Raw genomic sequence first — 18268 nt, forward strand, 5'->3', positions numbered from 1 at the left:
GCTAAAAGATGACCGGCGGAGCGTCCAGCACCGTCTCGTCCACCCTGCGGTCCACCCACTGGCTGAACGGGATGTCGAGTTCGTACTTGTCCAGGTCGGTCCGCACCAGCGTCCGCACCGCCGCGTTGCCCGGGTTGTTGAGGGACTCGAAGTACTCCACTGACCAGTGGAACCACCGCATGCAGAACAGGCGCATGGTGAGCCCGTGCGTCACCAGCAGGGTATTGGGCGCATAGTCCGGCTTGGACCAGTGGCGGTAAAGCGTTTCCATAAACGAGGAAATCCGGTCGTAGACGTCCGAGCCGGATTCGCCTTCGCGGAAACGGTAGAAGAAATGGCCGTAAGCGTTGCGGAGTTCCTTCTGGTCTTCAATATCGCCGCTGATCTGGAAGTTGGCCCAGTCCTGCTCGCGCAGCCGCGGCTCCTCGATCACCCGCTCCGTGAGGCTTCCGAGGTTGAGGGCCTCGAGGGTCTGATGGGCCCTCAGGTAGGGCGAGACGTAGACGCAGACCTGGCGGCCGTCCAGCTCATCCCGGATCTGCTCGCCGGCTGCCCTCGCCTGCTCCACACCCAGGGTGGTCAGGGGAATCCGATAGTCCGGGACCCTGTTGTAGATCGAGGTATCGGCGTTGGCTGCAGACTGGCCGTGCCGGATCATGATAATTTTCCCGGGCGCACTCATAAGCCCCAAGCATAGGTGGCGCCGGCGCGGCGCAGCTCTTTGACCGGGTAATGCACCAGCAAAGAACCAGAAACTACAGGCAAGATGGGAGCATGTTGGTTCCCTCCCGCCGTCGGCTGCGCCTTGAAGTCTGGATCGTCTTGGGGCTGTCCCTGGGCCAGTCCGCCGTCTACTCCGTGGTCCAGCTGCTGGATAAGATGACGCGCGCCCCGCTGGCGGAAGGCACCTCAACGCTCAACCGCTCGCAGAGCACCCGCGAATACTTCGATCTCACCTACCAGTTGCTGGACATCGTCTTCGCGCTGGTGCCGGTCCTGCTGGTGATCTACTTCCTGTCCGACCAGCGGCAACCGGGGGCGGGGGACGGCGCACATGCAGGTTCGGCCTTCCGGAAGCTTGGCTTCAACTTCGCCAGACCCGGAAGGGACATGCTGCAGGGTCTAGGACTTGCGGCCCTGATCGGTATCCCGTCACTTGGCCTCTACGCGGCAGGGCGGGCCTTGGGCATCACCACTGCCATCATTCCCAGCGCCCTGGATTCCTACTGGTGGACAGTGCCGGTGCTGATCCTGTCTGCCATGCGGCATGCTGTGGTGGAGGAAGTCATCGTGGTGGGCTACCTGATGGACCGTTTGGGGAAGTTTGGCTGGAGCATGCCATTGGCAATCTTCGCCAGTTCCATGCTGCGCGGCAGCTACCACCTCTACCAAGGCTTTGGGCCCTTCATCGGCAACGCGGTCATGGGTGTGGTGTTCGCCTGGCTCTACACCCGCACAAAGCGGGTGATGCCGCTGGTCATTGCGCACGCACTGTTGGACATTGTGGCGTTCGTTGGCTTCAGCCTCTTTGGGTCTGCCATAGGCCTCGGGTGAAAAACCAAGGAACGACGGCGGCGTTAAAGTAATTCGGCCGCCATCGGCAGGTGGCGTCATTGGCACCCGCTGATGGCGGCCGAAGCTTGTTCCCAACGGCCGTTGACCGGCCGGGGGAGGGCTTAGATGGTGACTGCCCCGGAGGCGGTTTCGAAGGTGACGGAAAGGATTCCCGGGGTTCCATGCGGAGCCACCCATTCCACCGCTACATCCTCAAGCGGCTTTTCGACAGGTTCGCCGAGCCATTCGGTCACCCGCTCCGCCGAGCCTGCAATGGTCAGGCAGGACATCTTGACATTGCTTTCGTAGGCGTTGGACGGGTGCAGGGCGGGATCGCCTTCCCACTTGAGCATGTACGGGACCTGGGGATCAGCGATGAGGCCCAGGATTCCGATCTGCTTCCATACAAGTTCGCGGCCGTCGGGGAACTTCCGGTTGCCGTTGACGGCGGAGCGTCCCAGCCGGCGTTCGAAGGGGGCGAGGTCGTCCACTTCGACGCACCAGCCCATCCAGCCGCCGCCGGCAGCAGAGCGTGCCCGGACGGCCTGTCCGAACGGCGCTTTATCCGACGCCGGGTGGTCAAGGACCTCCACTACTTCAAGGTATTTGTGGCCCGCGAGTGGAATGATCATGTTCCGGGTTCCGAAACGGGGGTGCACTCCACCCTTCACGGCTTCGACGCCGAGGGCGGACGAAATTCGTTCGGTTGTGGCAGCCAGGCCATCGTGTTCACAGGCGTAAGAGACGTGATCCATGCGCATGCCCTTCATCTTGGCACTTTGTGATCGGGCTCTCAGCTAAGGGTAGCCTTACCCACTTTTTACTTTGTGTCATGAGTGGACATTAAGCCCGAAACCATGGTTAGGAAGTCTGCTGACTATGGCCTTGGGGAGGCAGCTGACGCCCCTCCTGCTTTCCATCGGTATTAGCGAAATGGCCGACGTCGTGGATGCAGCCGGGCAGTTGCGGGCACCGTAGCCGCAGGCCGGGAAAGTCATAACCAGTCACACTCTTGGTCAAGAGGCATGGCTGTTTCGTACACTCGAAGCAGGTCATGAGTGCCAGTGACAGCCCCGGCTTGCTGGCCGGCAACCCTCCTTCCGCGGTGGGGTGCCCCGGGTGAAGACCTGGCCTGCCGGTCATTTGACGGCGGGCAAGCGCGTAGAAAAGGTCCTCACATGACGATTACCGTCTCCCGCACCGCCGTACCTGAAAACGGAGTGGTCCAGTTCGCCACTATCGGCGGACTCGAGCTCGAAGCCGGAGGCTTCCTGCCGGATGTCACCCTGGCGTATGAAACCTGGGGCACACTCAACCATGATGCCTCCAACGCCATCCTGATCGAGCACGCCCTGACAGGCAGCACCCACGTCACGCGGGGCGACACCGATGAACCGGGCTGGTGGGAACAGCTGGCCGGGCCCGGTGCGCCGGTGGATACTGACAGGTTTTTTGTGGTCTCCGTGAATATCGTGGGCGGATGCTATGGCTCCACCGGACCTTCGTCGCCTGCCCCTGACGGAAAGCCGTGGGGCTCCCGCTTCCCCCTGGTCACCCTCCGGGACAGCACCGTTGCCGAAGCCCGGCTGGCTGACCTGCTGGGCATCCAGAGCTGGTTCGCCGTCCTGGGCGGCTCAATGGGCGGCGCGCGTGCCCTCGAATGGGCTCTGACCTACCCTGAGCGGGTAGAACGGTGTGCCGTAGTATCGGTCGGCGCCGCGAGCACGGCGGAGCAGATTGCCTTCGCCCAGGCCCAGACCCTGGCGATCCGCCAGGATGCCAACTTCAACAACGGCGATTACTATGGCGGTCCCTGTCCGGAGGACGGCCTGGCGCTGGCTCGCCGGATAGCCCACATCACCTACCGCTCGGCCCGGGAACTGGACGGCAGGTTCGGACGCCTGGCCCAGGCGCCGGAAACACCGTTCCAGGCACCGGCGCTGGGCGACCGCGGCCGCTATCAGGTGGAAAGCTACCTGGACCACCAGGGCAACAAGCTGGTTCGGCGCTTTGACGCCAACAGCTACATCGCCATCACAGAGGCCCTGATGAGCCACGATGTTTGCCGGGGGCGCGGCTCCCTGGACGAGGCCCTGGCCAAGGCGACAGCCCGGTTCTTTGTGGCGGCCGTGGACAGCGACAGGCTCTACTTCCCGTCCCAGTCACACGAGTTGGCGGCAGCCCTGCCGGGCGACGTTGATGTGCACATCATTGAATGCCCCATCGGCCACGACGGCTTCCTCACCGAAATCGGACAGCTGGGCAACCAGCTCAGGACGACATTCCTGGTTTGAAGAAGTTCCTGCTCTAGAAAATATCCCTGGTCCAGAAAGTCTTCCTGGTCCAGAAAGTCCTGGCCTGGAAAGTTCCCGGCCTCAGAACCTCGCCGGGACAGTTCTTGCGTCAGCCGTTCATGATTTCGGCCCGGCGCGCCATGTACTCATCCATGGCCATTTCGCCGTTGCTGTACTGCTGGTCAAGTTCTGCAAGCTTGCGGGCACGGTAGCCCTGCGGGGCCGACGGCGGCGGGGGAGTCGAGGGGGCCGCCGGCTTCTGCGGTTCCTGTCCCCGGTCCCGGGGAGGCACTGCCTGGCCGTACGGCGGGCGCTGCTGGTCCGGCGTCGGAAGCTGCTGGCCCGGCAGTGGCTGGAACGGGGGAAGGGGCTGGCTGGGCGGCAGAGGCTCCGGGCTGCTGATCTGGCGGAAGCCGCCGCTCATGTAGTCCTGCTGCGTGTAGCCGTCGCGGGGCTGGTTGCTCTGCGGTCCCGGACGCGGGCCGGGGAAGTAGTCCGGGTACCGCCCGGAGAAGCTCTGTTCCTGGTTCCGGCGGTGGACGTATTTCCGGTACATCCGCATCCCCATCGGAATCAGGAACGACAAAACGATGATCCAGAAAAACAGGTTGTTCACGGTGCTGCGCCTCTCATATGTGTCCTTCCAGCTTAGCCCCGGACGCCTTCCGGACTGTGGGGATGCCAAGAAAGGCTCCATAGCCAGCCACGGCGGCCTCCACCGCCTGCTCCACGTCAGTGTTTTCGCCCGCACCGGCAAAAGCGGCGTGTGACCCTGCCGGTGTGGACAGACGGATGTCCAGCTCGCACCGGCCGGGCAGCATGGTGTGCCGCCAGGAACCGGCCATCCTTCCGTTGAGCAGCACCACGTGTATCAGGGCGCCGTCGGCGGGGATCGCGGGAGCGCTTCCTCCCAGGTAATGCCTGGTGGCGGAATACCCCATCACGTATTCGTCGTAGCACTGGATCAGATCGATCCGGGGCTCCGCCCCCTGAGCGGGTCCGCGGCCTCCCAGCGTCGAATCCGGCTCCGGTCCCGGCCCGGCTCTGAAGTAGAAGACGACGCCGTCAATTTCCTGCGTTTCCAGGGCGTCCGGTTCGTTCTCCAGGACGTGCTGAACGCCCTGCCGGACGTCAGCCATGGTCAGCCCGGACCAGTCGGCGCAGTCCCTGACCGTGGCCGGACCGCGGCTACTGAAATAGCGCCGGGCCAACGCGGCAAGGGCTTCTGCCCGGCTCACTTCGGGAGCGGCCGGAATGCGCTCGTCGAACAGGGCATACGTCTGTTTGAGCGCCCCACTTGGACTGCGAACAGGTGTGCCGCTGACCAGAACTGCGCTGATCTCCGCATGCATGATGAGGTAGGCAAGTTCCACACCCTTTGCCGTGAAGCCGGCATCCTGCAGCCTGGCGGCTAGCTGCTCCCTGGTCAGATGCTTGCCGCCCCGGACAGCGTCGGCCAGGACGTCTGCGCTCCGGGCCGCGGCCGCCGCATCGATGCCTGTCTGCCGGTACATTCCGGCGTTCCCCTGATGGAGCCTGGGTGCGGACAGGGCCATCAGCCAACGGAGGTCGTCGCGATGGACAAAATGCCACGTTGGCCGGAGGATATGGGTCCGCAGGATCCGCCCGTCGGCCACGGCATCTTCCACCTGGGCCGCTGTGGCCCTTGGCGGCTGCCGGGCTGACTCCTGGGCTGTCTCCTTGGCTGACTGCCGGGGAGCCTGCTGGGCTGTTTCCTGAGTCTGCTGAGTCTGCGGGAAAGCAGTACGCTGCGCCAAACTCCAGCGGGCATAGGGAAACTCCTGGGCCTGCACTGCCAGCAGGTTCCGGAGTGCTTCCTCGGGCGAAGCGGCGCCCGGTCCGCGCAGCATCTGGGCGTGCAGCCTCTTCCGCACCACGCCGTCCGGGTCTATGGCCACAGAAATCGGTCCCTTCCTGTCCAAGGTTCTTGTCTGGGTCTTCTCCGGCGGGCGCGGGTCAGCGCCGCGCTTCAGTGGTTCCCAGCGGACCCTCCCCGGAACCCAGCGGGACGCCAGGACCGAACACGGGACCCGCCGTCGGACGTTTTGCCGTGATGCCATCGCCCGACGAGCGGTGACGGAGCCGCCTGACCACCCACGGGACAAAATACTCGCGGGCCCAGACGAGATCGCCGGTGCGTGCTTCCCGCCAGGTGCGCGGCGGGAGCGGCTTGGGCATCAGCGGTTCCAGGCTGTGGCTGACGTTCAGGGAGTCAAGGACCATGGCGGCGATCGTGTGGTGGCCCAGCGGTGAAAAGTGCAGCCGGTCCTGGTCCCACATCTGTGGATCGCTGAGCTGCCGCAGTGACCACATGTCGGCGATGATGGCGTCGTGGCGGGCCGCCACGGTCCGCAGGTTCTCGTTATAGATGGCTACTTTGCTTCGGACCCGGCCCAGCACGGAAGAGCCGGTGTCGGGCCCGTTGAAAAGCACCACCGTGGCGCCGCTCAGTGACAGGATCTGCACCACGGAATCGAGCTTTTCGGCGAGTGCGTCAGGATCGCCGCCGGGCCGGATGAGATCGTTGCCGCCGGCGGACAGTGTCACCAGGTCAGGCTTCAGGGCCAGGCACGGTGCCAGTTGCTGGTCCACGATCTGCTGCAGGAGCCGGCCGCGGACGGCAAGGTTCGCGTAGGCGAAATCGGTATGGCCGCGGCCAAGTTCCTCGGCCACCCTGTCGGCCCAGCCACGATACCCGCCGGGGCTTGAGGGCTCGGGATCGCCGATGCCCTCGGTAAAGGAATCCCCCATGGCCACGTACCGGCTCCAAGGGTGGGATTCCACGGTTGCCGCGGGGTTCTGCATTGCTCTTGCTTCGCTCACGGTCTTATCCTGCCTTCTCCCTTTCAAGCTACGCCAACGTAGGTTGCTACCGATGGGTAACTGTAAGAATGGAAACCATGACTGACGCCCAAGTATTTCCTGCCCCCGTTATTTTGTGGTCCCAGCCGGAGGCCCAGCGCATCGGAAAGCCGCTGCTGGTCCTGCTTCACGGCTATGGCGCCAACGAGCGGGATCTCCTGAGCCTGGCGGACATGCTTCCCGGGGACTTTGCCGTGGCCTCCGTCCGTGCCCCTCTGGCGATGGGTGAGGGATTTACCTGGTTTCCGCTGACCGGGTCCGTTGAATACTCCGTCGACGCCGTCAAGAAGGCATCCGGTTACGTGCTGGAGTGGATCGACAGCATCAAAGAGGACCACCCGTCGGTCACACTGCTGGGCTTTTCCATGGGAATGGCCATGGCCACCACGCTGCTGCGGGAGCGCCCCGCTGACTTCGCCGCCGTCGTCGGGCTTTCCGGTTTTGTTGTGGACGGAGGCGACGATCCCGCGTTCCGGGACGACGAACTGGACGGGACTGTGCCGATGTTCTGGGGCCGGGACCAGCAGGACCCCGTGATCACACCGGACAAGATCGACTACACCATGGCGTGGGTCCGCAAGCACGTCAAGCTCACCAAGGTGCTCTATACCGGAATGTGGCATGGCATCAACCAGCAGGAAATCGGGCACGTGTCCGAGTTCCTCACCCATGAGGTCCTGAACAAGTAGGTCAGGAAGCTTCCGCCGCCACCACCCGCACGGTCTGGTTGTTCACTGTCACGGTGTCACCGTTATGCAGTTGGCGGCCACGCCGGTCATCGATCTCGCCGTTGACCTTGACCAGGCCGTTCTTGATGAGCTCCGCGGCTTCCACGCCGTCCTCCACGAGGTTTGCGAGCTTCAGGAGCTGGCCAAGGCGGATCATGCTGTCGCGGATGGGGATCTCTTCGATGTCCTGGTTGCTCATACAAGCAATAATGCCTGACGTAAGGTGAATTCAATGACCCACCCTCCCCGGCTGCCCCTGCTCGCAGGGCTGCCGCTGGCAGTAGGAGCGGGCCTTGCCATCCCCGTCCAGGGCCGGATCAACGGCGCCCTGGGCGCCCGGCTCGACGACGGCTTCGCGGCTGCGCTGGTCAGTTTCGGTACCGGCCTGGTGCTGATGATCCTGATCTCCCTGGTTCTGCCGAAGGGCCGGGCCGGCCTGGTGAGGATCATCCCCGCCGTCCGCAACCGTGCCTTTCCCCGCCTCTACGTCATGGCCGGCGGGATCGGGGCACTGTTTGTGATCGCACAGTCCTCCACCATCGGTGTCCTGGGCGTGGCGCTGTTTACCGTGGCTGTCGTGACGGGCCAGACGCTGAGCGGTCTCCTGGTGGACCGGCTGGGGATCGGGCCTGCCGGCAAGCGGCCTGTGACAGGGATCAGGGTGATCGGCTGCATCCTGACCATTGCAGCTGTGGCCTGGGCCGTTTCGCCGAGGTTTGCCGGCGGCGGGGCTGCCGGCGCTGCCGGTGTGTCCGGCGGGCCGGAAACGCTCATCCTTCCCCTCCTGCTGCCCGTCCTGGCCGGCTTCCTGATGAGTTTCCAGCAGGCCATGAACGGAACCGCCACCGTCACCTACGGCACGCCCATCGCCGCCACCCTGGTGAATTTTGTGGCGGGCTCCTTAGTGCTCACCATCGTCTGGGGGCTCAAGGTTGCCTGGTGGGGGACCGGTAACCCGTTGCCGCCGGACTGGTGGTACTACCTTGGCGGGCCGATGGGCTGCATCTTCATTGGCCTGGGGGCGCTGCTGGTCCGCAGCCTGGGTGTGCTCATCACCGGCCTGGGCATGATCGCCGGGCAGCTCCTGGGTTCCCTTGGCCTTGACCTGCTGTTTCCCGCGCCGGGAACCGTGGTGGCCGCGGCCACCGTCCTGGGTACGCTGCTGACCCTTGCCGCCATCGTGCTGGCCACCCTGCCCTGGCCCCGGGGCGCCTTCCGGAGGTAGTGGCCGGTAGGCTAGGACACGCAGCTTTCTGCAACTTTTTCCTTCGCCCGCCCCGCAGGCAACCAGAGGTGCCCACCAACGGTGCAATCGGGGCCAGATAACCGCGGACCGCACCCAGCGGCCTGTAGAAATTGGAGTTCCACCATGGCAGCAAAATCCGTTCTCGACCAGGTCATTTCCCTTTCCAAGCGGAGGGGCTTTGTATTCCAGGCCGGTGAGATCTACGGAGGTTCCCGTTCTGCCTGGGACTATGGACCCCTCGGTGCCGAGCTGAAGGAAAACATCAAGCGCCAGTGGTGGCAGTCCGTGGTCCGCGGCCGCGAAGACGTGGTGGGCCTGGACTCCTCGGTCATCCTTCCCCGCCAGGTCTGGGAAGCCTCCGGCCACGTGGATGTCTTCTCCGATCCGCTGGTGGAGTGCCTGTCCTGCCACAAGCGCTACCGGGCGGACCACCTCGAGGAAGAGTACGAGGAGAAGAAGGGCCGCCCGGCGGAAAACGGCCTGAAGGACATTGCCTGCGCCAACTGCGGCACCCGCGGCGAGTGGACCGAACCGCAGGAATTCTCCGGCCTCCTGAAGACCTTCCTGGGTCCGGTAGCCAGCGAGGAAGGCCTGCATTACCTGCGCCCCGAGACGGCCCAGGGCATCTTTGTGAACTTCAGCAACGTCCTCACCACCTCCCGGAAGAAGCCGCCGTTCGGCATCGGCCAGATCGGCAAGTCCTTCCGCAACGAGATCACGCCCGGAAACTTCATTTTCCGCACCCGTGAATTCGAGCAGATGGAGATGGAGTTCTTCGTCGAGCCCGGCACGGATGAAGAGTGGCACCAGTACTGGATGAAGGAGCGGATGTCCTGGTACACCGGCCTTGGCATCCGGGAGGAGAACCTGCGCTTCTTCGAGCACCCGCTGGACAAGCTCAGCCACTACTCCAAGGGCACCACGGACATCGAATACCGCTTCGGCTTCCAGGGCTCGGAATGGGGCGAGCTTGAAGGCATCGCCAACCGCACCGACTTCGACCTCTCCACCCATGCCAAGGCCTCCGGTACGGACCTGAGCTACTTCAACCAGGCCACCAACGAGCGCTACACGCCCTACGTGATCGAGCCCGCTGCCGGCCTCACCCGTTCCTTTATGGCCTTCCTGGTGGACGCCTACACGGAGGACGAAGCCCCCAACGCCAAGGGCGGCGTGGACGTCCGCACGGTCCTGAAGCTCGATCCGCGCCTGGCCCCGGTCAAGGCCGCTGTGCTGCCGCTGAGCCGCAACGAGGACCTCTCACCCAAGGCCAAGGACCTGGGAGCCCAGCTGCGCAGGAACTGGAACATCGACTTCGACGACGCCGGTGCGATCGGCCGCCGCTACCGCCGCCAGGACGAGATCGGCACGCCGTTCTGCATCACCGTGGACTTCGACACCCTGGATGACCAGGCCGTGACCATCCGTGAGCGCGACACCATGACCCAGGAACGTGTGTCCCTGGACAAGGTGGAAGGCTACCTGGCCGCACGCCTGATCGGCGCCTAGCCATGGCCATCGAGTACCGCGAATGGCGCGACGGCGACGACCTGGCGCTGCTGGAAATCTGGGGTGATCCGGAAACGTTCCAGGCAGGCCAGTTCCGCGGCGCGCTTACAGTCTCCTCCGCCGGCACCGACGGCACGCCCTGGCGCCGCTGCATTGTGGCCGAGGACGTTGTGGACGGCGTTGGCATTCCCGTGGCCGCAGGTGTGGTTTACGAGGCGTCGCTGCATCCGGAGCGGTTGTGGACCTACATTGAAGTGGCACGGGACCACCGACGCGCGGGTATTGGGGCCACGCTCCTGACCATGCTGCGCCGGGAAGCGGAACAATCGCCGTCGGGCGTTTCCAGGCTCCGCGCCAAAGTCCAGCCGGACACTCCCGGGGCTGCCTTCGCCGGCGCGTTCGGGCTTTCGCCCATCCAGCGCTCGCGGCTGGTGGTAGTTGAGCCCGGCGCCCTGAAGCTGCCTGTGTTCCCCGGCAAGGACGACGCCGGCAGGCCCGCCAACGATGAAAACGCCGGCTCCGACGTGGTGATGGACCTCGCCACGGGTTCGGTGGAGCTGACCGATGTGGTGGGACGGTACTACTCGGCCATCCACGGCTGGGATTCGCCCGGGGTGCTTTCGGTGGGACAGGTCCAGAAGCTGTTCCTGGACGATCTGACGGGTGCGCACGGGGCCATCGTGCTGCGGGCCGAGCCGGAGTCGGCTTTTGGCGCCGGTGTGGCCCCCACCAGGAAGGGCCGGATCCGCGCCTTTGCCGTCAGCTATGCCGAGGCAGCCCAGGATCCGCTGGCTCCGGAGGGTGCCTCGCCGGGTGCGGCGGCCACGGACGTTTTCCTGGGCCACGAACCGGCCCTGGAACCGGAGGATGCCGCGGCAGCCGTCCGGGACCTGCTCGCACTCATCGCGTACCAGCACCCAGTCATGCTGGAACTGGACGATTCGATGACAGCCCTGCGTGCCGCCGTCGAGCCTTTGCTCGAAAGCGGCAAAGCACGCCTGGCCGGTGCGGAAACCCTCATCGTCTCGGACTGACCCCGTCCCCCCAACCAGGTAGCGCCATATGTCGTTTTGGGGGCCCAAAACGACACTTAGCGCTACCTGGTTGGGGGAAGGGAGTACGACGGCGGCGGGAGGCACCCGCTCTGGGCTGGCGTTTCTTTGGTGGCCACCCCTTACAGGGTCACCTCCACTGCGGTTGCCGGGAGCAGTTGATCCAAGGCGCGGGAAGCGGGGACGGCGGCGCCGGTGTGAGCGCCGAGCTCCTGCATCACAAATCCGGTGGCCAGAGCATGCCAGAACCTGACCCGGCGGAACATGAAGTGCCCTGCGCCCTTGAGGGAGACGTACTGCATCGAGGCGGCCTCGTGGGCGGCGCGGCGGGCGAATTGGAGGGACTCCCAGGGGCTGGTCCAGCGGTCACCGGTGCCGTGCACGATGAGCACCCGCCGGCCGGCAACCCGTGAGGCGGGGGTCGCCGCGTTCAGCCAGGGGGCGAGCGCCACGACGGCGGCCACTTGGGGATCGTCGGCGGCGCAGATGGCGGTCAGCCCTCCCATCGAGTGCCCCAGCAGGTAGACAGGGACCCCGGGATGCTGCTCCCTGATCCGGTTGAGGGCCCAGCGGGCATCCTGCAGGGGCACCATGGCCTCACCGTTCCAGCCCCGCACACTGTTCCGCAGCGACCATACCGCCAGTCCGTGGCTCTTACCGGCCCGGTGCAGGTGCCTGGCGAAGGGAACCATCCTGGCCGGGCTCAGGTGGTGGGTCTGCACGGGCTCATAGCTGTGGGACTTGCCGCCGTGCAGCACCAGCGCCACGCCCAGCGTGGGTCCGGAGGCCGGGAGCACGGTGAGGACAGCCTGCCTCGCCGGGATGGCGGCGGCACTCCCATCGTTTGGCCCGCTCCTGCGGTCGGTTATACGGGCTTCTTCGAGTTCCCCGTGGTCCTCTTGGTCCATTTATCAACACTAAGGTGCCGGACGTAGAGTTCAAGGTATGAGGTTTAACTGCTGATGGGTTCCGGTCACTCCCACGCTTCCACAGGTCATTCGGAGCCGACGGCCCAGGCTGTTGCCGCCCGCCGCAAAGCCAACCGCATCCTCGCGGCCGTGCTGATTCCGCTGACACTGCTGACCCTCGCGGGAATGGCCATGCTGTGGCCCTCCGGGACCAAGGAAGGCATTTCCCTGGCCAACCCGTATTCGGCGGCGCCCGGCGTGACCTTCGACACCGGGAAGATCCAGAGCGTGGTGGTCGAAAGCTGCATGCAGGGCGCGCCGTCGTCAGGTTCTTCCGGCGGCGGCCAACCGGAGCCGGGCCAGCCGGGCCAACAGGCGCCGGGCCAGCAGGGCTCCGACTGCACCTTCGCCTTCACCGAGCCCGATCAGGGCGGCAGTCCCGTCAAGGTAGTCATTAACCCGGATGTGGCCAAGTCGCACGGTGTAAAGGCCGGGGACCAGATCAGGTACCTGAACCTTTCCAACGCCCAGGGCGCATCGGCGTCGCAGGGGTCTCCTGCCTACATCTTTGTGGACTTTGTCCGGACCATGCCCATTGTGTTTTTGGCGCTGCTGTACGCCCTTGTGGTGATAGCAGTGGCGCGTTGGCGCGGGCTCCGTGCCCTGATCGGACTGGTGGGCGCGTACTTTGTCCTGGTCAGCTTTATGCTGCCCGGCCTGGTGGAGGGAAAGCCGCCCCTGCTGCTGGCGTTGGTGGGGTCAACAGTGATCATGATCGGGGTCCTGTACTTTGCCCACGGCTTCTCGGCCAGGACGTCCACTGCGCTCCTGGGAACCATGTTCGGCCTGGGCATCACCGCACTGCTCGCGGCCTGGGCCACGGATGCCGCCAACCTTGCCGGGGTGGGCAGCCATGACGCCACCACGCTGGTCAATACGTCCGCCAGCATCTCCATCAGCGGCGTGATTCTTTGCGGGCTCATCATCTCCGGCCTGGGTGTCCTCAACGACGTCACCATCACGCAGTCCTCAGCCGTATGGGAACTCTACGAACTCGCCCCCGGCACCAGCGCCCGCAAACTCTTCACCTCAGCCATGCGGATCGGCCGCGACCACATTGCCTCCACTGTCTACACCATCGCCTTCGCCTACGCCGGTGCAGCCCTTCCCATCCTCATCATTGTGATGCTGTACAACCGTCCGCTGGGGGAAACCCTGACCAGCGCCGAGCTGTCCGAGGAGGTCATCCGGACCCTGGTGGGCTCCATTGGACTGGTCCTGGCCATTCCCGTCACCACCCTGATTGCCGTGCTGGTGGTCAAGGCCACCGGTATCCGGACGGCGGGCCAGCCGGAGGCTGCGCTTCCAGCCAACGGCGCAACGGGGGAGAAGGGCACTCCCAGCCCCGGTGCCATCAGCCCCGGCGCCATCAACCCCGACGATGTCGACGATACGGGCGCGCTTGCGGCGGCGGCAGCCAGCAGCCGCTCCAGGCGGGCACCGTCAGATCCTGCCGAGGCGGCCGGCACCCGCCGCGGCCGGCGGGCAGACCGCGGCTGACGGCCCGGCCGGTTCCCCGGGCGGTTCCAGAAGAGCAGCGCCGATTTGCCCGGCTTTGCAACAATGGTGAGGTGACTGTTGTAGCAACGCCTCCCGCCCCCAAGCTGGAACTCCCGCCCCTGAAACTGGGTCCCATCACGGTGGATACCCCCGTGATCCTTGCCCCGATGGCCGGCATCACCAACTCCGCTTTCCGCAGGCTGTGCCGCGAGTACGGCGGCGGCCTGTATGTGGCAGAGATGGTCACCTCGCGCGCCCTGGTGGAGCGCACCCCGGAATCCCTGCGGATCATTTCGCACGACGACGACGAAAAGGTCCGCTCCGTCCAGCTGTACGGGGTGGACCCGGTCACCGTGGGCCAGGCTGTACGGATGCTGGTAGAGGAAGACCGTGCGGACCACATCGACCTGAACTTCGGCTGCCCGGTGCCCAAGGTCACCCGCCGCGGCGGAGGCTCTGCCCTGCCTTGGAAGATCGACCTTTTCACCTCAATCGTCCAGACCGCTGTCAGGGAGGCGTCGAAGGGCGGCGTGCCGTTGACCATCAAGATGCGCAAGGGCATTGACGAGGATCACCTGACGTACCTCGACGCCGGCCGGATCGCCCGTGATTCAGGAGTGGCCGCCGTCGCGCTTCACGGCCGCACGGCGGCGCAGTTCTACTCCGGCCAGGCCGACTGGGATGCCATCGCCCGGCTGCGGGAAGCGCTGCCGGACATCCCCGTCCTGGGCAACGGAGATATCTGGTCGGCCGAGGATGCTGTCCGCATGGTCCGTGAAACCGGCGTCGACGGCGTGGTGGTGGGCCGCGGCTGCCAGGGCCGTCCATGGCTGTTCGGGGATTTGATGGCCGCTTTCGAGGGCAGCGATGAACGCCACAAGCCTGCCCTGCGCCAGGTGGCGGAAGGCGTCTACCGTCATGCCCAGCTGATGATCGAAACCTTCGGCGACGAAGGCAAGGCGCTCCGTGAGATCCGCAAGCACATGGCCTGGTACTTCAAGGGCTACGTGGTGGGCAGCGAACTGCGGACCCGGCTTGCCATGGTGGCCACCCTTGAGGGCCTCAAGGAGACCCTGGACGAGCTGGACCTGGACTCGCCCTATCCCGGCGTTGACGCCGAAGGGCCCCGCGGCCGTGCGGGTTCACCCAAGAAGCCGGCACTGCCCAAGGACTGGCTTGACTCCCGTGCCCTCAACGACGCCCAGTCCCAGGACATCTCCGCCGCGGAACTGGACGTCTCCGGTGGCTGAAACCAGGACTACCGCACCTGTCCTGCCCGGCTATGAAGTCCATGACTTCGCCCGCTGGGTGGAGGAACCGCCCAAAAACACCTACCGATCTGACTTCGAGCGGGACCGCGCCCGGGTGCTGCACTCCTCCGCGCTGCGCCGCCTCGGCGCCAAGACTCAGGTGGTGGCACCGGACACCGATGACTTTGTCCGGACCCGGCTGACCCACAGCCTGGAGGTGGCGCAGGTGGGCCGGGAACTGGGCCGTGCCCTGGGCTGCGACCCGGACGTGGTGGACACTGCCTGCCTCAGCCACGACCTGGGCCATCCTCCCTTCGGGCACAACGGCGAGTCCGCCCTGAACGAGGTGGCCCACGGCATCGGCGGGTTCGAAGGGAACGCCCAGACGCTCCGGCTGCTGACGCGGCTGGAGCCCAAGGTCCTGGCCCTGGACGGCCGCCCCGCCGGACTCAACCTCACCCGCGCCAGCCTCGACGCGGCGGCCAAATACCCCTGGTCCGCTTTGGAGGCGCCCGTCATCCATGGGCAGCGCACCAGCAAGTTTGGCGCCTACGAGGACGACCTGCCCATCTTCAACTGGATCAGGGAGGGCGCCCCGGTACGGCGCTCCTGCCTGGAGGCCCAGGTCATGGACCTCGCCGACGACATCTCCTACTCCGTCCACGACGTCGAGGATGCGATCGTTGCCGGGCACTTCCAGCTGCGCTGGATGGATAACCCGGACCACCGGGCCCGAGTGGTGGGCTACGCCAAACAGTGGTACCTCCCGCACAATGACCCCGCGGCCATCGACGCCGCACTCGGCCGGCTGGAGGCAACCGAGGTCTGGGTACGGGAGGCCGATGGCAGCCGCAAATCCATGGCCGCACTGAAGAACATGACCAGCCAGCTCATTGGCCGGTTCTGCCAGAGCGCCCTGGAGACCACCCGCGCGGTATATGGTCCGGAAGACCTCACGCGGTACAACGCCGAGCTGATGGTCCCGGACGAGACCGTGATGGAAATCGCGGTGATGAAGGGCCTGGCCACCACCTTTGTGATGACCACCGAACACCGCCAGCCCATTTACGAGCGCCAGCGGGAAGTGCTGCATGCGCTTGTCACGGCGCTGAGCGCCACCGGCGACCGGCACCTGGAACCGATGTTCGCGGCGGACTGGCGGGACGCGGCCGACGACGGCGCACGGCTCAGGGTGATTATTGACCAGGTGGCTTCGCTGACCGACGGTTCCGCTCTGGCCATGTACGAACGGCTGGTGGGCAGCCTGCCCTCGCTGTGGTGACGAACGCCGGAAAGTGGCCATCGCCGTCGTACCCCCGCATTAGGATGGCTTTGTGGCTGGCCTGATCAAACGTGAAGATATCGACGAAGTACGCCAGCGCACGGACATCAAGGAAGTGGTTGACGGCTACGTCACGCTCAAGAGTGCCGGCCTGGGAACGTTCAAAGGACTGTGCCCATTCCATGACGAGCGCTCGCCGTCGTTCACTGTCCGCCCGCAGGTAGGCAGGTACCACTGCTTTGGCTGCGGCGAGGACGGGGACGTCATTGCGTTTGTCCAAAAGCAGGACCACACCTCCTTCCACGAGGCCGTGGAAAAGCTGGCCGCGCGCATCGGCTACGAGCTCCGCTACGAAGACGGCGGCACCGGCCCCAACCGGGAGGAAGTGGGCAAGCGTCAGCGGCTCCTGGACGCGCACAAGATTGCCGACGAGTTCTTCCGCGCCCAGCTGCTCACCCCCGGCGCCGCAGAGGGCCGCAGCTTCCTGCACGGCCGCGGCTTTGACCGCGCCGCCGCCGAACAGTTCGGCGTCGGCTATGCGCCGCAGGGCTGGGACGCCCTGCTCAAGCACCTCCGCGGCCGCGGCTTTACGGACCAGGAACTGAAATTGACGGGGATGTTTTCCGAAGGAAACCGTGGCATCTATGACCGGTTCCGCGGCCGCCTGATCTGGCCCATCAGGGACATCGCGGGCGACACCATCGGCTTCGGCGCCCGCAAGCTCTACGAGGACGACCAGGGCCCCAAATACCTGAACACCCCGGAAACCACGCTCTACAAAAAGTCCCAGGTCCTCTACGGGATCGACCTCGCCAAGCGGAACATCGCCAAGGACCGCCAGTTGGTGGTGGTGGAGGGCTATACCGACGTCATGGCATGCCACTTGGCGGGAATCCCGACGGCGGTGGCCACCTGCGGTACAGCGTTCGGCACCGAACACATCAAGATCGCCCGCCGCCTGCTGTCTGACGACGGCACCGGCGGAGAAGTGGTCTTCACCTTCGATGGCGACGCTGCCGGGCAGAAGGCGGCCCTGCGGGCCTTCGACGAGGACCAGCGCTTTACCGCCCAGACCTACGTGGCCGTGGAGCCCACCGGTGCGGATCCCTGCGAGCTGCGCCAGAGCAAGGGTGACGCCGCGGTCCGGGACCTTATCAGCGCACGCCGTCCGCTGTTCGAGTTTGCCATCCGGGCAACCCTGAAGCGGCACAACCTGGACACCGTTGAGGGCCGCGTGGCGGCACTTCGTGAATCCGCTCCCGTGGTGGCCCAGATCCGGGATGCCGGCATCAGGCCCGCCTACGCGCGGGAACTTGCGGGTTGGCTCGGCATGTCCGTCGAGGATGTCAGCAGGGCGGTCGGCGTGGCTATGAAGCGGGCCACGGAGGCTCCGCCGGCCGCACCGGGAGCTTCGGCCGCCGCGGGAGGTGGCCAGGCCCAGGGGAGGCCGGCGCAACCCGGCGGCCCCGGCGTAGCTGCCGGACCGGCGTCGGGCGCTGTTCCTTCCTATCACCGTCCGGACCCGCGGGATCCCGTTGCCTCCATGGAGCGGCAGGCGCTGGAGGTGGCGCTGCAGGAGCCCGCGCACCTCGGCGGCGGCATCTGGGAGCGTTTCGCGGCCGTGAGGTTCGCCACACCGGCTTTCCAGGCAGTCCACGACGCCATGCGGGCAACGGGCCCTGGCCTCACGGAAGATCCCGTCCGCTGGGTGGAACAGATCATGCATGAAGTGCCTGAGCCGCTTCGAGGGCTGGTATCGGAGCTTGCCGTGGTTCCGCTGCCGGCCAGCACCGCGGAAGCCGTCCAGAAGTACTGCAAGGACATTCTGTCGAGGCTGTTCGAGCTGCAGATCACGCGGGTGAAGGCGGACAAGATGGGCCAGCTGCAGCGGCTCGATCCTGCCTCTGACCCGGAGGCATTCCAGCGCTTGAACCGGGAACTGATGATGCTTGAGATGGAGCGCCGGGCGCTGCGCTCGGATGCCTGACGTTCCCTTGCCTGA

The 18268-nt window shown here is 65.6% G+C and carries 17 protein-coding genes and 1 riboswitch; of the genes, 10 read left to right on the forward strand and 7 right to left on the reverse strand.

Translation table 11 applies throughout. The annotated features are described in order from the left end of the window. Window position 1 precedes the first annotated feature (1 nt). Window positions 2-658 carry a histidine phosphatase family protein gene (locus M1E17_RS07315; RefSeq protein ID WP_457966475.1) on the reverse strand — a complete coding sequence of 219 codons (657 nt, stop codon included), beginning with the start codon at window positions 656-658 and terminating at the stop codon, window positions 2-4. A gap of 116 nt (window positions 659-774) precedes the next feature. On the opposite strand from M1E17_RS07315, the gene M1E17_RS07320 reads away from it, so the two are divergent. After that, a complete protein-coding gene (locus M1E17_RS07320; RefSeq protein WP_457966476.1) occupies window positions 775-1554 on the forward strand; it encodes a CPBP family intramembrane glutamic endopeptidase in 780 nt (259 codons plus the stop codon). Between the two features lie 122 nt (window positions 1555-1676). Here the strand turns inward: M1E17_RS07320 and M1E17_RS07325 are convergent, their stop codons facing one another. Then, window positions 1677-2315, reverse strand: coding sequence for a VOC family protein (locus M1E17_RS07325; RefSeq protein WP_267279152.1), 639 nt, complete (start codon window positions 2313-2315; stop codon window positions 1677-1679). Window positions 2316-2604: 289 nt separating this feature from the next. Then, a riboswitch (SAM riboswitch) is annotated at window positions 2605-2720 on the forward strand. A 12-nt stretch (window positions 2721-2732) separates the two neighbouring features. Here M1E17_RS07325 and metX point away from each other — a divergent pair. Beyond that, on the forward strand, window positions 2733-3848 hold the full coding sequence (metX, locus tag M1E17_RS07330; protein WP_457966477.1) for a homoserine O-acetyltransferase MetX: 1116 nt from the start codon (window positions 2733-2735) through the stop codon (window positions 3846-3848). A gap of 109 nt (window positions 3849-3957) precedes the next feature. On the opposite strand, the gene M1E17_RS07335 is transcribed toward metX, so the two are convergent. The 3 genes from M1E17_RS07335 to M1E17_RS07345 all read right to left on the reverse strand — a co-directional run bounded on the left by M1E17_RS07335 (window position 3958) and on the right by M1E17_RS07345 (window position 6674). Beyond that, window positions 3958-4464 carry a hypothetical protein gene (locus M1E17_RS07335; RefSeq protein ID WP_457966478.1) on the reverse strand — a complete coding sequence of 169 codons (507 nt, stop codon included), beginning with the start codon at window positions 4462-4464 and terminating at the stop codon, window positions 3958-3960. Between the two features lie 13 nt (window positions 4465-4477). Then, on the reverse strand, window positions 4478-5761 hold the full coding sequence (locus M1E17_RS07340; protein ID WP_457967623.1) for a winged helix DNA-binding domain-containing protein: 1284 nt from the start codon (window positions 5759-5761) through the stop codon (window positions 4478-4480). Between the two features lie 64 nt (window positions 5762-5825). Further along, window positions 5826-6674: an SGNH/GDSL hydrolase family protein gene (locus M1E17_RS07345; protein ID WP_457967625.1), complete on the reverse strand. Its 849-nt coding sequence runs from the start codon at window positions 6672-6674 to the stop codon at window positions 5826-5828. A gap of 95 nt (window positions 6675-6769) precedes the next feature. On the opposite strand from M1E17_RS07345, the gene M1E17_RS07350 reads away from it, so the two are divergent. Further along, on the forward strand, window positions 6770-7420 hold the full coding sequence (locus M1E17_RS07350) for an alpha/beta hydrolase (protein WP_457966480.1): 651 nt from the start codon (window positions 6770-6772) through the stop codon (window positions 7418-7420). A 1-nt stretch (window position 7421) separates the two neighbouring features. Here the strand turns inward: M1E17_RS07350 and M1E17_RS07355 are convergent, their stop codons facing one another. Then, on the reverse strand, window positions 7422-7658 hold the full coding sequence (locus M1E17_RS07355) for an RNA-binding S4 domain-containing protein (RefSeq protein WP_267278360.1): 237 nt from the start codon (window positions 7656-7658) through the stop codon (window positions 7422-7424). A 33-nt stretch (window positions 7659-7691) separates the two neighbouring features. On the opposite strand from M1E17_RS07355, the gene M1E17_RS07360 reads away from it, so the two are divergent. From M1E17_RS07360 to M1E17_RS07370, 3 genes are all read left to right on the forward strand, one after another. Further along, complete coding sequence (locus tag M1E17_RS07360) at window positions 7692-8684, forward strand: DMT family transporter (protein WP_457966482.1); 993 nt, start codon at window positions 7692-7694, stop codon at window positions 8682-8684. A gap of 144 nt (window positions 8685-8828) precedes the next feature. Beyond that, window positions 8829-10214 (forward strand): glycine--tRNA ligase, encoded by a 1386-nt coding sequence (locus tag M1E17_RS07365; RefSeq protein ID WP_457966484.1) that lies wholly within the window; start codon window positions 8829-8831, stop codon window positions 10212-10214. A 2-nt stretch (window positions 10215-10216) separates the two neighbouring features. Beyond that, window positions 10217-11248 (forward strand): GNAT family N-acetyltransferase, encoded by a 1032-nt coding sequence (locus tag M1E17_RS07370; RefSeq protein ID WP_457966486.1) that lies wholly within the window; start codon window positions 10217-10219, stop codon window positions 11246-11248. A gap of 140 nt (window positions 11249-11388) precedes the next feature. Here M1E17_RS07370 and M1E17_RS07375 read toward each other — a convergent pair whose 3' ends face one another. Beyond that, the gene (locus M1E17_RS07375; RefSeq protein ID WP_457966488.1) at window positions 11389-12174 is read right to left on the reverse strand and encodes an alpha/beta hydrolase; all 786 of its coding nucleotides are present in this window, start codon (window positions 12172-12174) and stop codon (window positions 11389-11391) included. A 54-nt stretch (window positions 12175-12228) separates the two neighbouring features. On the opposite strand from M1E17_RS07375, the gene M1E17_RS07380 reads away from it, so the two are divergent. The 4 genes from M1E17_RS07380 (at window position 12229) to dnaG (ending at window position 18253) form a co-directional block, all read left to right on the forward strand. Continuing rightward, window positions 12229-13734 carry a YibE/F family protein gene (locus M1E17_RS07380; protein ID WP_457966490.1) on the forward strand — a complete coding sequence of 502 codons (1506 nt, stop codon included), beginning with the start codon at window positions 12229-12231 and terminating at the stop codon, window positions 13732-13734. Between the two features lie 71 nt (window positions 13735-13805). Beyond that, entirely contained in the window at window positions 13806-14984 is a 1179-nt protein-coding gene (gene dusB / locus M1E17_RS07385; protein WP_457966492.1) for a tRNA dihydrouridine synthase DusB, read from the forward strand. Then, complete coding sequence (locus M1E17_RS07390) at window positions 14977-16266, forward strand: deoxyguanosinetriphosphate triphosphohydrolase (protein WP_457966494.1); 1290 nt, start codon at window positions 14977-14979, stop codon at window positions 16264-16266. The genes dusB and M1E17_RS07390 overlap by 8 nt, the downstream gene beginning before the upstream one ends. Before the next feature lie 52 nt (window positions 16267-16318). Beyond that, window positions 16319-18253 (forward strand): DNA primase, encoded by a 1935-nt coding sequence (dnaG, locus tag M1E17_RS07395; protein WP_457966496.1) that lies wholly within the window; start codon window positions 16319-16321, stop codon window positions 18251-18253. The last annotated feature ends 15 nt before the right edge of the window (window positions 18254-18268 follow it).

The organism is Arthrobacter sp. D1-29, assembly GCF_054130585.1.